Raw genomic sequence first — 13,338 nt, forward strand, 5'->3', positions numbered from 1 at the left:
TCAGCAGTCTGTTTAGAGTTTTGACTTTATTAGTCCAGGATTGAAGCCACTTCCTGAGATCTCTCTTGGTTCTAATCTAGATTTTGCAGGGGGTTGCTGGTTGGAGCTATAGGGACTACTGTTGTCAACGCGATCGTCACTAAACCAGAGCGGATGGCGAAGATACAACGCGAGAGTGATGCCCACCAATGACCAAGCCAAAATCCAAATCACTCCGATCGGAAATGACCAGAACCGAATCAAGGGTTCATGATCGAGAACCATGTCCAAGATTGAGCTAATCGATTGAGCATGAACCATCGCCCCCAGAATTTTCTGGAGATCATCCTTACTGGAACTGTGCAGCTTCTCTGCGGTAGATGCAAATCTAAGAAGCATGGCAACAATTTGATAGCAAGCAATCGCTACCAAAACCGGAGTGAGTCGGAATCGGAAGTCGAGCGAAAACATTGCCTAAACTACTTGTTCAGAATCAAATTCTCAGCGATCGCTGAGAATTTTAGAAACTTTTGATTGCCTCTGCTTCTGTTGGGTAAAGATGGAGCAAACTAGCAAACCCAGCGGTTTCTAGCACTTGTTTGACTGACTCATTAGCATCGCATAGCTTGAGGATTCCGCCGGAGCCTTGCAGGAGTTTTGCTGCAACAAGCAATGACCGTAATCCCGCACTGGTCAAAAATTCAAGTTCTGCAAGGTTAACGAGCACCTGCTTATTGTCGCCTTTTGCAATCCGCACTAATTCATCATAACTATAGCCGGATGTTCGAGAATCCAGCCGTCCTTTCATATCAACTACTAATACGCCGTAAGCCAAGCGGGTGCTAATTTCCATTGAAGTCTCCTGATACCAAATCCCTATAGTGCAAATTTCCTATAGTGCAAACCTCGATCGTTGAACAATCTCCTTTGATAAAACATCAGCTAAATTATCGAACCAAGACTTCTCAGAGCGGAAAATGACTGGAAAACTTTCATATTTGTATACACAACATTAATTACACAACGGTATACACAACGGCTTGAGTCGCATTTTGTATAGTACGCCACAGACTTTGAAATAGCGTTTGGTAGCTCTATCGCCACTGCTCTCGTAAAGAAGATAAAGCTTCATTATTAATCGCCAACTCTGCTGCTGCTTCCTTAGAAACTGGTTCTCTGAGAAACTGAAGCGCAAGCATGGTCAGGTCATCTGATTGCTCAACTTCTCCTTGAAAGGCTTCGATCGCGGCTAGGGTCAGTTGAATCACTTCTTCGGCGGAACTATACTGATTCGATTTCAGCAGGTCTAGAAATCGCTGATCCGAAAAAAGGGTTTGGTCTTGATCCATCGCTTCCGTCACCCCATCTGTGTAGGTAATCAAAATATCGCCATTTTCTAAGGTTGTCTTGTCTTCTTTGTAGACCAAACCCTCGAGGACTCCGAGCGCGGTTCCATGACGTTGATTCAGTGGCTCGACTAAACCGTTTTGGCGGCGAATGTAGGGTGGATTGTGTCCTGCATTCGTGTAAACCAATTCGCCATCTGCTAGATTCAAAACGCCAAAGAAGAGAGTGACAAACATGCAGGAAGGATTCTCAGCACTGATCACATCATTCACATGGGTAAGAATTTTTGCAGGCGACAAATCAATATAAGCTTGCGATTTTAGTAAGGTTTTGATTACTGCCATAAATAAGGCGGCAGGAACCCCTTTACCAGACGCATCTCCGATACAAAAGCAAAAGCGATTTTCTTCAAATAAGTAGGATAGATTCTCCCGCCTAAAATAAAAGTCGTAGAAATCTCCGCCCACTTCACGAGCAGGCTTTAACGTTGCGTAGATGCCTAAATCTTTATGTTTAGAAAATGCGGAAGCGCCAAGAATTAGCATATCCATCTGAATCTCTCGACCGATCTGCAACTCGCTCTCCATACGTTCTTTGATAGCAATAGCTTTTCTTAAATCCTCGATCGATTGTTCCAGTTCAGCCTCCCGTTTTTGCAAAGCACGGGCAAGTTCCCCGATTTCGTCCTGTCGTTCTAGCGTCAGCGTTGCCAGAGCCGGAGAGCAGTCTGAATGAGATGATTTTTCATAATTTTGCTGAGAAAGCTCATTCGTCCATTGGATCAAACCTTGTAACGGTTTTGTGATGGTACGTGAGAATAAATGAGCGATCGCAATCGTTAGTATCGCTAAACCTGTTGTACTCCAAACGGTTGTGAATGGATTATATGCACCAATGATGAATGCTATCAGGGCAGTGGCTGAGAGCAAAATGAAAATCTTGGTCTCAATTTTCATAACAACAATTTGACAAAACTATCAAGACTCTAAATGATGTTTAGAATACACAGCAAGATCTTGAATATGCTGGAGATGCAACAATATGCAATTTGAGGTTACTCATCTAGACAACAAGATTAAGCAAGTCAAGCTGATTGGACGGTTAGATCTAAAAGGAACCAACGAAATCGATGATGCTTTCTCGTTTGCAGTCGGCTCTAGCAAAACGCCGACCTTGATCGATATGTCAGAAGTAGAATTTATCGCCTCGATCGGGATGCAGATGCTCATTTCTAATACGAGATCACTGGCAAAGCGAAGTAGCAAACTTGTTTTATTGAACCCAACGCCGCTCGTCAGAGAAGCCCTTGTGACTGCTGGATTTGAATCACTAATTCCAATGTACGATGATTTTGATACTGCCTGTGCAGACCTGCAAACTGCTCTCGTTGAATAATGGGGAGCCTGTTGATGAATTTGCCTTCTACAAGCGCTCAAGATGTCGAACCGATGTGTCATCACCTTGTTCTAAGCAATCGGTTAGACGATTTGGACATTCTCAGCGCGTGGCTCAACCCACTATTTCAACAACTTCAGATCTCTCCTAGGGGAGCTTTTCGGATAGAACTGGTGCTCATGGAGGCAGTGACGAACGTGATGCAGTACGCCTACGAAGCACACGAAACTGGCGAGATTCAGGTAGCGCTCCATGCTCTCAATCAAACAGTCACCCTTGAACTTAGAGATAATGGACGACCATTTGATCCGCTTCAGCGCCCAGACGTGCAGTTACCCAAAAGTTTAGAGGAAGCTACTGAGGGTGGTTTGGGCATTCATCTCATTCGCAGCTATGTCGATGAGTGCCGTTATTCTAGAGATGGCAATCATAATGTGCTGACGATGAAAATTTGTGATTCGGATGAAGGCTAGTGACTCAGTCGTCGATCGACACACTGTTTCGATCGCTCCAACTCAAGAAGAATCGTGTTGATCCCGACGCTTTTTCATCCGGTCCAGTTTTTGTTTCAAGTTTTGGAAAGATTCGGACTCTACAATTTCAGCCACTTTTTGATCTTTTTCCGCCTTGTTGATCTCAATTTGAAGGGTCTTAATTTGCTGTTTGAGCTGTTGCTCTCGGGCTTGCACTTGATCTGCCATGCGTTGAAACATTCGCGCCAGTTGACCGAGTTCATCGATGCGCTGAGTCACTTCAGATAGATTTGTCTCATCATATCGGCCTTTCTCTAAGGCAGTAGCAGCATCTGTAATTCTGTTAACCTGCTCAATATATTTCATCATTTGTTGATTTCGTTCATAAATATCAAACAAATGTAAGTGATGCTCCTTGGAGATTGCTTCGCAGACTCGCACCGCCCGAACGGAATTGCCCCATTGATCCAAGTAGGGCGAGAAAACCCCTAATCCTAGCTTTTGGGGAACCACTGCCAGGAGTGCGCCGCTTGTACAAGTCTGGGCTGGCATCCCAACCTGGCGCATCCATTCGCCCGATCGCTCGTACATACCACAGGTCATGATCACACTGGTCACATCCTGGACATACTCTGCTGGGATCGCCTGTTCTCCGGTCACAGGATTTATGCCTCCATTGGCAAGGGTTGCCCCAATCATGGCAATATCATGGCTACTCACTAGCAGCGTACTATGTTGGAAATAGAGATCTAGGGTCTCTTCCACTGATCCCCCGATCAGATCAAACTTGAGCAAAAAGTTCGCGATCGCGCGTTCTCGGTGTCCCTGGGCTTTCACCGCTGAGAAAACTAAGGCATCGACAGTCAATTCTCGCCCCGTGTAGCGCTGAAATAGTTTCAAAATCCGCCGCAGTCGTTCCGTCACACTCCCGCCTCGAATCAGATTCGTGGTTACGATCGCACCCGTAGTGATGATGGGATTGTGAGGGCAACGATTGGGAGCATCCAATAAAATCGCGTTTGCCACTTCGCCCACAGGTTTGACACCCACCCGTTGATTGACATAGTCGCGTCCCCAATCTTCCAATGCCAATCCATAAATTAGCGCTCTAGAAAGCTCTTGAATGGGAAACTGTTGCGCCACATCTCCTACTTCAAAAACCTGACCATCCACTGAAATAACACAAATACCAAACCCGTCGGATTTGGTTTGAGTGTGACCCATCTGAACAACTCGTTTCCCCTCTTTTAAGGATCGATATTGCTGATGCAAATCGACCAGGTAGTTTCTCAGCGGGGAAGTTGCTGCTTGAATGGAATTTGTCAGTAAGGCAAGATGGTCGTCTGTCATTGAATCGTGAAATAGATAATTCGATAAGTCGGTAGATCAGGACTACTCCAGATCTTAGATCGACTTAGAAACGGTATCGCTGGCTCGGGCTGGAATCTCAGAAAGCCGGTTAGTTTTTTATCATTCTTAACAAGCTTAGGCGATCTACCTTTACAACCTTGATGCAATGATTATTATCGGAATCAGAGATTTTCAAGACTGTACCAGATCATCGTTACTTGAGCAGTCAAGCTTGGGGAGGTTCAACCATGCTGTCTTCGCTGAAACAGGAATTACAGGAGCAGTCATGGATTCCCATCCTGACCGCAGGATTGGTGATGGGAATTACAGTGATTTTAACAGGGATCATTCCGATGGCGGCTCTGGTCTTCTCTGGAGAGCTAGATCGGTTTCTGGCGACGGGCATTAGTCTTGCCCTTATGAGTGCTGCGGTGATTGGAGTTGTGTTGGCGCTGCGGAGTTCCTTCGTGGGAATGGTGGCGTTTCTCCTTGCCGAAGAAGCAACGATTTTAGGAGCAATGGCAACCACGATCGCGAAAACCATGCCTGCGAATGCTACCGATCAGGACATCCTGATCACGATCGTGGCAGCGATCGCAGGATCATCGGTATTGACAGGGGCATTTCTGTTTGCGTTAGGACGATTTCGGTTAGGGGAGATCATTCGCTTTTTGCCCTATCCCGTGGTGGGCGGATTTCTTGCAGGGCTAGGATATTTGATTACCGAAGCGGCATTTCGAGTCGTCACGAATGGTAAGTACAGCTTCGTGAATTTTCCTCAACTTTTGCAGCCAGAGACTTTGCTGCAATGGGTTCCTGCTGTAGCGTTTGGTATTCTGCTCTTACTGGTCAGCCGTCGCCCTGTCCATTACCTCGTATTGCCGGGTCTGATCTTGGGCGCGATCGCGCTGTTCTACTTAGTGCTAGCACTAGCTCACCTATCTCCGGCTCAGGCGTTACAAGGAGGATGGTTGCTAGGTCCATTCCCAGAAGGAGGGGGGCGCAATCCCTTCAACCTCACGGCATTACTGCAAGCTAACTGGTCTCTGATTCTGCCTCAATTCAGTAACATGGCAGTGCTCATGCTGATCACAGCGCTCTCGCTCCTACTCGTTTGCAGCGCTTTAGAGTTAATGGTCGAGTGCGATATTGATCTGAATCAAGAGCTACAAGCCACGGGACTCGGTTGCTTGCTCTCAGGACTGTTCGGGGGTATGGTTGGAAGTCCTGCGGTTTTAGCCGCTTTATCGGGCAAGGTGGGGGCGAGAAGTCGGCTCACGGGACTCGTGACTGCACTGGTTTACTTGGGAGTTTTGCTAGCTGGCGTGTCATTTTTCACGTTCTTTCCCAAGCCTGTTTTAGGCGGTTTACTGGTGTATTTAGGGCTAGATCTCCTGGTGCTTCAACTCTATGATGGCTGGTTTAAGCTCCCCAAGATCGATTACGCGATCGTGCTTTTGATCATGGCAACGGTCGTACTCTTTGGATTTTTGATCGGGGTTGCTGTGGGGTTGGTGATAATGATCATCCTGTTTGCTTGGAATTACAGCCAAATTAATGTGGCACGTCATACGCTATCGGGTTCGAGCTTCAGCAGCCATCGCAAACGTCCGATCAACCAAGAACGATTGTTGCAAGAAAAGGGCGATCAAACCTATGTCATGACCTTGCAAGGTTATATTTTCTTTGGAACTGCAAATCGTCTTCTCAACCAAATTCGCCAGCGCCTCAAGGCAACGGATACAGCAACCCTACATTTTGTAATTCTTGATTTTCAGTGGGTGACGGGATTAGATTCTTCAGCGATCGTCAGTTTTGTCAAATTAAAACAGTTGGCTCACACACAGCAATTCCAGATTGTGTTTACCGATCTGTCTCCAATCCTCGCTAAATCGCTGCATCAGAGTCGCCTACTCGCGCCAGAAGATCCCATCTGTTTTGAATTTCCCGATCTCGATCGCGGTTTAGAATGGTGCGAAAACCAAGTTTTAAGCGCGAGTAAATACCGTCGTTCCCGATTTTTACCCCTATCGCTGTTGCTCAAAACCATTCTGACCGAGGACAACGAACAGATCTCAACTTTGATGGGATATTTAGAAACCCTTCAAGTTGAGAAGAGTCAGCCTGTATTTTGCCAAGGCGATACACCGGATGCCTTTTACTTTGTGGAATCGGGAGAGATCAGTACCTTTGTGGAACTCGAAACTGGAAAAACTCAACGAGTGCAAACTCTAGGAGCAGGAACGATTCTAGGCGAAGTCGAGTTTTATACCCAAGCTCCCTATGCGCTCTCTGCGATCGCGGAAAAATCCTCCAAGCTTTACGGTTTGCGGACTTCTGCCTTACAGACCATGCAGCAAGCCCATCCTCAGTTAGCTGCGACGTTGAGTAATTTTATGATGCGATCGTTGGCCAATCGATTGGCTTCGGTTCAAAAAGAAATCACCCATCTCACAACCCGCTAACGATCGCTGGATTAGTAATCGGTAATTTTTGAGCAACGATGATGATTCCTCCCAAGATGGTGAATTTACCAGAAGCATTTACAACTTACATAGAAGAAAACTTCTATGGCAGGGTGACCGAACAATCCAAATTAGAAGCGATTATTAACGACGCTCGATTTCTTGAGAACCCGTTAAAGCATGTTGCGTTGTTTTCGGATCACGGGATTGTACATGGCAAAGACATCTCGCAAAAGATTCAGCAGGTTCTCTGTCACATTAACGGTGTTCTGATTCCTGAGCGAACCGAGAATCAGTTAGCATTCTTGCTCGGGTACGGCGTGATGTTGGCTTACCTGCATGACATTGGGATGCGAGATTTTTCTGCCTTTGGGCGAGCCATGCATCCAGAATTTGCAGCACAACTCGTCTACACCGAGGAGTTTGATCCCCTGATCGATCAACTGTGGCAGGAAAATTCTGGCAATATTGCTTGGCGATTGATGAATCTTGCGCGAGGGGAGGTGTTGCAGCAAAATCCCCAACTGGTGCTGAGAGAAATGCTCGCGTTGTCCATCGGGCATAGCAAGAGCAAAATCTCGATCGCGACGCTCAACGATCCCCAAATTTTGAGAGCGACGATGCAAGAATGTTTGAGTACCAATTTGCACTATCTCTACTACCGACAGCAGATTGCAAAAGCAGAGACAAAACTGGCTCAAGCCAATGATCAGAATCTGGATACAGAAATTGTCGAAATTCTAACGCAACATCTAGACCAGGCAAGAAAAGATCTCATACAGTTTCTCCAGCAGAATCCTACTCAGACTACGAATCCCAATCTTCAGCGCTACTATCACAACTTTGCCCAAGATTCGTTTCAATGGCTGATCAATCCCAGTGCTCCACTGAACGAATTCGTTGGAGATGTCATCGACACAATCCGGGCATTAAGATGTGCAGATGCACTGCGACAGCGAGGACATACTTTTAGAACCTCTGCTGGCTATGAAGTGCTAGTAAACCAGCACACCGCGAATGGCGTGTATGCCTTGCAATCTTCCGATGGTTCTAAACTCTTTTTACTAGAGGGTAAAGATGCCATCAGCAGTGGAGAAGCCAATATGACAGGCTGTGAATTAGACCAGGATAGAAATTTACGAGTGTCTTTCGATCGTGGTTCTTTTTCCAGTCCCGAAGCTGTTCACTGGGCAGCATACAGTGCAGCCTTGGTGATCAATGATATTCAAGCCGATGTGATTGGCAGTTTTAGCCGTTCCCCTGAGACAGACGCTGCCCAATCGGTGAAAAAACCAGCCAGCGAGATGCAAATTCTCGTGGAAGGGGTCGATGACAATCCCAATTTTTCTGAGGCAGTATGTCGGGAATTAGGACGCATGAATCCCGCGATCGCTTCCCGTTGCCGACCTGTTGCCTCGCTACAAAAAGCTGATCTTGCTGAAGTTGAGCGTTATTTGGCTGGAATTACCCCCGTCTGGAGTCTAGAAGACCAGCACCAGATCTTAGTTGAAATTGCTAAGTCTGGGCAAAAAATAGATCATTTGGATTTAGACCAAGCTTTTCAAGAAGTCAAAATTATTACGATTAGAGCGGGAGAGGTGTTGATGGAAAATGGTTCACCCGCAAGTTTTGTCTACATCCCAATGAGTCAAGGCTTAAAAGTTTTTCCTGATGGTGGCTATGCGGCTGCCCTAGCTCAGCCCTGGATGTCAATTGGGGATACGGCAGCAATTAAAGGCTCTGTCCGCAATGCCCGGGTGATTGCAGAACGAGACACTAAACTCTTGATGCTCCCTAAGCAAGTCTATCTGCAATCCTGGTACAACCCCTATACCTTAAGCGAGTTTGTACACCTATTTGAAGGAGATGGCTCCATGTTACGTCGTCGTCATCTCCTAACCCCGATCGCCATTCAGAAAAAACAACTGAATAAGAGCCGTCGGCAACGCTTTTTGCCTTTAGCCTTACAACTCAAGACCCTGTTTCAAGATGCAGAACAGGTGAAAATCTTTATGACCTACTTAGAAAAACTCGATCTCTTTAAAGATGAGCTTTTGTTTCAGCAGGGAGATGAGATCGATGCACTGTACTTTATTGAGATAGGACAGGTCAGGCTATCCGTAAAACTGTATGGCGGACAGTGCAGCCCTGTGCAGATCTGTAGTGCGGGAGAACTGGTTGGAGAAGTTGACTTCTATACGCAAACCGTCTATCAAACGACTGCGATCGCAACTCAAAACAGCCAGGTCTATCGCTTGACTCGGCATGCTCTCCAACAGATGCAACAGGAACACCCCTCTGCTGCGATCGCATTTAGCGAGATGATCCTCACCCGCATTGCAAATCGTGTTGTGGAATTTACAAATCGGCAAGACCCTACCTCAAGTGCAGGTTAGAATCATTCCGACTCGCACAAATTGTCTCTGTTTACCGTCCAAATCAAAGCTCCAACTATACTGATTCATCATCAAAAGGACAACAACAATGACTAAAATCGTATCGATTCATTCCTATCGAGGTGGAACTGGCAAATCTAATATCACTGCCAATTTAGCTGCTAGCATGGCGCTTCAAGGTAAACGGGTCGGTATTGTTGACACAGATATTCAATCTCCAGGAATTAACATTCTCTTTGGTTTGGGAGAAGCTGCGATCAAGTGCACACTGAATGACTATCTCTGGGGACGCTGTGCAATTAAAGATGCGGCTTATGATGTGAGTGATGTGTTTGAAGGAAAAGTAAAAGCTGGTACAGTGTATTTATTACCGTCCAGTATGAAGAGTGAGGACATTGCAAGAGTGTTGAGCCAAGGCTATGATATCGAGCTGCTACAAACTGGCTTCTATGACATTGCAGAACAGTTGCAGCTCGATTATCTCTTTGTAGATACCCATCCTGGCATCAATGAAGAAACGCTGCTATCTATTGGGATCTCAAACACCTTAGTACTCATCTTGCGCCCTGACCAACAGGACTATTTGGGCACTGCGGTTGTTTTAGAAGTAGCAGATAACTTAGATGTGCCTCAAATCTTATTAGTCATCAACAAGATCCTACCGGAGTTTGATCCAGAACTGCTCAAGCAGAAAGCTGAGAATGCCTATCAACGATCCGTGGCAGGATTATTACCGATTGCAACTGAAATAATGCGCTTGGGTAGCCAGGGAATTTTCTGCTTGCAGTATCCTGATCATCCCGTTTCACACGAATTTCGGCAGATTGCGAATCAATTCAATCATTCAGCTTGAAACAGGGTGGTGTTCTAGACCTGTGTATATTATGGGAAAATACAGCTGTTCTTAACTAGCACTACTCCGTTAAGTAGTATTCCAAGATAAATCACTGTGGTGACGTTGACAACGAGGGCAGACAACAAGGCTCAGGGCATTGAGAATGACTCGCCGAACCGATGGAAGTGTACATCGACTTCCTTTTTGTGCGTCGCCAAAGCAGCAAAAAGCAATATGCCATGAAGCACAGCACCAAATGGTGATTCAAGCCTCTCCAAGACTGCCCTTCAAAGTGATCCAGTCCCAGTTCTTCCTTCAGTTGCTGATAAGCTTGCTTAATCGTCCATCGTTGATGTGCTTAAGCTAAGAGTTGCGGCAAAGAGGTTGGAATTCATCCGAGTGATCGCTTAGCTGCAATTGTGCAGGGAGTTAACCCAGAGGGAGCTGATTTACTATAGCCCTAGCAAGCTACATTAGGGCTTGTTGCAACACAACGATTGACACACATCCGATCGCAAATCAATGTTTATTTTGATCGCTAAACATTCCCCCGCTTCCACTCACTAAAGCCTTTTCCTAAAATCACAAACAGTACTAGAGTTCCTTGAATCACTCCCGCAAGAGACGATTCTAAATTCAAATCGAGCGGCAACTGCAAGCTGCCAATGTTCAGCGCACTGAAAAAGAACGCGATCGGCAAAAGTAACCAAGCATTCATTCCCGCCAACATTGCGACTAATAACGCTAAATATCCCAATCCGCTTGAAATGTTGGGAATCAAGCGATGAAAGACAGCCACAACTTGCAACGCTCCCGCAACGCCTGCAAACGCACCACAGATTGCAAATGAACTGAGTAATTGTCGAATCGATGGAATGCCGAGAACATAAGCTGCTCTGAGATTTTGCCCAACGGCTCGAAGCTTTAAACCGAAATGTGTACCGCTGAGAACGACGATCGTTAATGCGATCGCAATCAGCGCAATCAAAACCGAAATTGGGCTTGCATCTGTATTACCAAACGTCGGCAACCACAGCGATTCTGGAAATTGTTCTGTGCCGCTCATCGATGCAACACCCGGACGTTTCCAAGGTCCAAACACCAAATACAAAGCAATCCCATCGGCAAGAAAGTTCAAGCCTAAGCCTGCAAAAATTTCATTGATGCGTCCATAGATATTGAGAACGCCTGCGAGTAATCCCCACAACATTCCACCCATTCCGCCAGCCACAATCGCAAGAAAAAGTGTCAGAGGAGGAGGCAAAGAATCTTGCCCTAATCGCAGTATCAAGGTTGCAGCAATCCCACCGAAAGCAATCTGTCCTTCAATGCCTAAGTTGTATAAGCCAGTTGTGAAAGTGAATAGTAATCCACAAGAAGCGATGAGCAATGGACAAAGTGTAGAAATTACACGGGCGAACTGTCCAGGCGTACCAAATGCCCCGGATGCAATTTCAGAAATGACCGCGATCGGGGAAGCCCCTGCTAACACGATAATGATTGCAACAAAGATCAAAGCAAGCACGATCGCACCAGCTTGATAGTAAAGTGTTTTACTCAAAGCGTCCCCCAATCATCTGTCCAAGCTTTTCGACTGTGAGTTCTGATGCTGCAATCGGCTCTGAAACTTCTCCACCACTGAAGACTAAAACGCGATCGCTATACTGCATGATTTCATCCAAATCTGAAGACATAAATAAAATCGTGGTGCCAGTTTGACATCGAGCAATTAGCTGCTGCCAAACCCACAAGGTTGATTCAATATCTAATCCGCGAGTCGGATGCTCCATTAACAATAAATTTAATGGAACAGGTAACAATGCAAGCTGTGTCCGTTGTTGATTTCCGCCAGACAGTCGTTCAACATGAGAATGGGGCTTGCCTCGAATGTTGAACATTGCGATCGCTTCGAGTGCTGTCTGATGCGTTGCTTTCCAATCAATGAATGGCGACTGATTCGGCTGACGTAAAATCACATGCTCATGGATCGACAAGCCTCGAATTAAGCCATCTTTCAGCCGATCCGCAGGCGAATAGCCAATTCCATGTTTGAGATACGCTGGATACGGTTTTTGAGTCATATCAAGCGCATCAATCTCGATCCTGCCTGCTGAAGCTCGCATTAATCCAGCACAGAGTAAGAGTAGTAATTGCTGTCCGCTGCCTTCGAGTCCTGCAAGCCCGATCACTTCACCTTTATAGGCGGTCAAAGTATCGACTTTCAAAGTTAAGCGATCGTCTTTGACCACAATGCTGTCGAGTTCCAACATTGGTTCAGATTGCTGAGTCCTCGGCTTGATGGGTAAAGCAAGTTCTTTCCCAAAGATCAGATCAATCAGCACTGAATCTGGACAAGGAATTTCCACATGACCGACGACCTGCCCTGCCCGCATTACAGTAACGCGATCGCATAATTCCTCTACATCCTCAAGCTTGTGCGACACGAAGATCACAGATTTTCCTTCAGCCGCTAATCGTCGTGCTGCTTCAAACAATGCCGTCTTTTGAGACGCAGAAATTCCGGTCGTCGGTTCATCGAGAATTAGGGTCTTCACACCGAGAGACAACAATCGAATGATTTCCAACTGTTGGCGTTCTCCAACGGTTAGATCAGCAACACGAACATCCGGATTGAGTGAGAAATTAAAAGTTTCGCTCAGACGAAGAAATTCTTGCCGAGCACGATCGAGATTCACGAACTTCAAACCCGAGAATAATCCTTTCGCCAGCACTTCGCCTCGACCGACCACAAAGTTATCCAGCACCGAAAGGGGTGGAAAGTCGAGCGGATCTTGATGCAGCATCCCAACGCCAGAGCGAATCGCATCAGCAGGCGTTTTAATGTTAGCTGCTTCACCATCGAAAAGGACTGAGCCGGAATCGCGCGAGATGAAACCACTGAGAACTTTGACGATCGTGCTTTTTCCCGCACCATTCTCTCCGAGCAAGCCATGAATACTTCCTGCTTGAACAGTCATCGAAACCTGATCATTTGCCAGGACTTGCCCAAAGCGCTTTGTAATCTGTTGGAGTTCGATTTGCATAGTTCAACCCACTCTGTAACGCGAGAACTCCAAGTTTCTAAAAAACTCGGAGTT

11 protein-coding genes and 1 pseudogene are annotated in these 13,338 nt (G+C 46.2%); 5 read left to right on the top strand and 7 right to left on the bottom strand.

Going from position 1 to position 13,338, the window contains the following annotated elements:
- Window positions 1–12: 12 nt before the first annotated feature.
- The 3 genes from ACMUEV_RS29375 to ACMUEV_RS29385 all read right to left on the bottom strand — a co-directional run bounded on the left by ACMUEV_RS29375 (window position 13) and on the right by ACMUEV_RS29385 (window position 2,282).
- A complete protein-coding gene (locus ACMUEV_RS29375; RefSeq protein WP_190650254.1) occupies window positions 13–450 on the bottom strand; it encodes a CHASE2 domain-containing protein in 438 nt (145 codons plus the stop codon).
- Window positions 451–499: 49 nt separating this feature from the next.
- Window positions 500–832 carry an STAS domain-containing protein gene (locus ACMUEV_RS29380; RefSeq protein ID WP_190650252.1) on the bottom strand — a complete coding sequence of 111 codons (333 nt, stop codon included), beginning with the start codon at window positions 830–832 and terminating at the stop codon, window positions 500–502.
- Window positions 833–1,073: 241 nt separating this feature from the next.
- Complete coding sequence (locus ACMUEV_RS29385; protein ID WP_190650250.1) at window positions 1,074–2,282, bottom strand: SpoIIE family protein phosphatase; 1,209 nt, start codon at window positions 2,280–2,282, stop codon at window positions 1,074–1,076.
- A gap of 85 nt (window positions 2,283–2,367) precedes the next feature.
- On the opposite strand from ACMUEV_RS29385, the gene ACMUEV_RS29390 reads away from it, so the two are divergent.
- Both ACMUEV_RS29390 and ACMUEV_RS29395 read left to right on the top strand, forming a co-directional pair.
- On the top strand, window positions 2,368–2,721 hold the full coding sequence (locus ACMUEV_RS29390) for an STAS domain-containing protein (RefSeq protein ID WP_190650248.1): 354 nt from the start codon (window positions 2,368–2,370) through the stop codon (window positions 2,719–2,721).
- A 14-nt stretch (window positions 2,722–2,735) separates the two neighbouring features.
- A complete protein-coding gene (locus tag ACMUEV_RS29395; RefSeq protein WP_190650246.1) occupies window positions 2,736–3,194 on the top strand; it encodes an ATP-binding protein in 459 nt (152 codons plus the stop codon).
- Between the two features lie 42 nt (window positions 3,195–3,236).
- Here the strand turns inward: ACMUEV_RS29395 and ACMUEV_RS29400 are convergent, their stop codons facing one another.
- Window positions 3,237–4,544: a glutaminase gene (locus ACMUEV_RS29400; RefSeq protein WP_190650244.1), complete on the bottom strand. Its 1,308-nt coding sequence runs from the start codon at window positions 4,542–4,544 to the stop codon at window positions 3,237–3,239.
- 248 nt (window positions 4,545–4,792) lie between these two features.
- Between ACMUEV_RS29400 and ACMUEV_RS29405 the strand changes: the two genes are divergently transcribed.
- From ACMUEV_RS29405 to ACMUEV_RS29415, 3 genes are all read left to right on the top strand, one after another.
- Window positions 4,793–7,009, top strand: coding sequence for a SulP family inorganic anion transporter (locus tag ACMUEV_RS29405; protein WP_190650242.1), 2,217 nt, complete (start codon window positions 4,793–4,795; stop codon window positions 7,007–7,009).
- Window positions 7,010–7,047: 38 nt separating this feature from the next.
- Window positions 7,048–9,405: a cyclic nucleotide-binding domain-containing protein gene (locus tag ACMUEV_RS29410; RefSeq protein ID WP_190650240.1), complete on the top strand. Its 2,358-nt coding sequence runs from the start codon at window positions 7,048–7,050 to the stop codon at window positions 9,403–9,405.
- Window positions 9,406–9,493: 88 nt separating this feature from the next.
- Entirely contained in the window at window positions 9,494–10,258 is a 765-nt protein-coding gene (locus tag ACMUEV_RS29415; protein WP_190650238.1) for a MinD/ParA family protein, read from the top strand.
- A gap of 205 nt (window positions 10,259–10,463) precedes the next feature.
- On the opposite strand, the pseudogene ACMUEV_RS29420 reads toward ACMUEV_RS29415, so the two are convergent.
- The 3 genes and pseudogenes from ACMUEV_RS29420 to ACMUEV_RS29430 form a co-directional block, all read right to left on the bottom strand.
- Window positions 10,464–10,589, bottom strand: a pseudogene (locus ACMUEV_RS29420) (IS701 family transposase); the annotation flags it as partial.
- A 189-nt stretch (window positions 10,590–10,778) separates the two neighbouring features.
- A complete protein-coding gene (locus tag ACMUEV_RS29425; protein ID WP_190650236.1) occupies window positions 10,779–11,801 on the bottom strand; it encodes an ABC transporter permease in 1,023 nt (340 codons plus the stop codon).
- Entirely contained in the window at window positions 11,794–13,284 is a 1,491-nt protein-coding gene (locus ACMUEV_RS29430; protein WP_190650234.1) for an ABC transporter ATP-binding protein, read from the bottom strand. The genes ACMUEV_RS29425 and ACMUEV_RS29430 overlap by 8 nt, the downstream gene beginning before the upstream one ends.
- Window positions 13,285–13,338 lie beyond the last annotated feature (54 nt).

Origin of the sequence: Leptolyngbya sp. FACHB-1624 (assembly GCF_047649235.1) — a bacterium.
Taxonomy (GTDB): domain Bacteria; phylum Cyanobacteriota; class Cyanobacteriia; order Leptolyngbyales; family Leptolyngbyaceae; genus Leptolyngbya; species Leptolyngbya boryana.

Excerpts from the sequence above, each read along its gene's own strand:
- ACMUEV_RS29385 (WP_190650250.1), bottom strand. The coding sequence starts at position 2,282 with ATGAAAATTGAGACCAAGATTTTCATTTTGCTCTCAGCCACTGCCCTG.
- ACMUEV_RS29375 (WP_190650254.1), bottom strand. The coding sequence starts at position 450 with ATGTTTTCGCTCGACTTCCGATTCCGACTCACTCCGGTTTTGGTAGCG.
- ACMUEV_RS29395 (WP_190650246.1), top strand. The coding sequence starts at position 2,736 with ATGAATTTGCCTTCTACAAGCGCTCAAGATGTCGAACCGATGTGTCAT.
- ACMUEV_RS29400 (WP_190650244.1), bottom strand. The coding sequence starts at position 4,544 with ATGACAGACGACCATCTTGCCTTACTGACAAATTCCATTCAAGCAGCA.
- ACMUEV_RS29430 (WP_190650234.1), bottom strand. The coding sequence starts at position 13,284 with ATGCAAATCGAACTCCAACAGATTACAAAGCGCTTTGGGCAAGTCCTG.
- ACMUEV_RS29405 (WP_190650242.1), top strand. The coding sequence starts at position 4,793 with ATGCTGTCTTCGCTGAAACAGGAATTACAGGAGCAGTCATGGATTCCC.
- ACMUEV_RS29415 (WP_190650238.1), top strand. The coding sequence starts at position 9,494 with ATGACTAAAATCGTATCGATTCATTCCTATCGAGGTGGAACTGGCAAA.
- ACMUEV_RS29380 (WP_190650252.1), bottom strand. The coding sequence starts at position 832 with ATGGAAATTAGCACCCGCTTGGCTTACGGCGTATTAGTAGTTGATATG.
- ACMUEV_RS29390 (WP_190650248.1), top strand. The coding sequence starts at position 2,368 with ATGCAATTTGAGGTTACTCATCTAGACAACAAGATTAAGCAAGTCAAG.
- ACMUEV_RS29410 (WP_190650240.1), top strand. The coding sequence starts at position 7,048 with ATGATGATTCCTCCCAAGATGGTGAATTTACCAGAAGCATTTACAACT.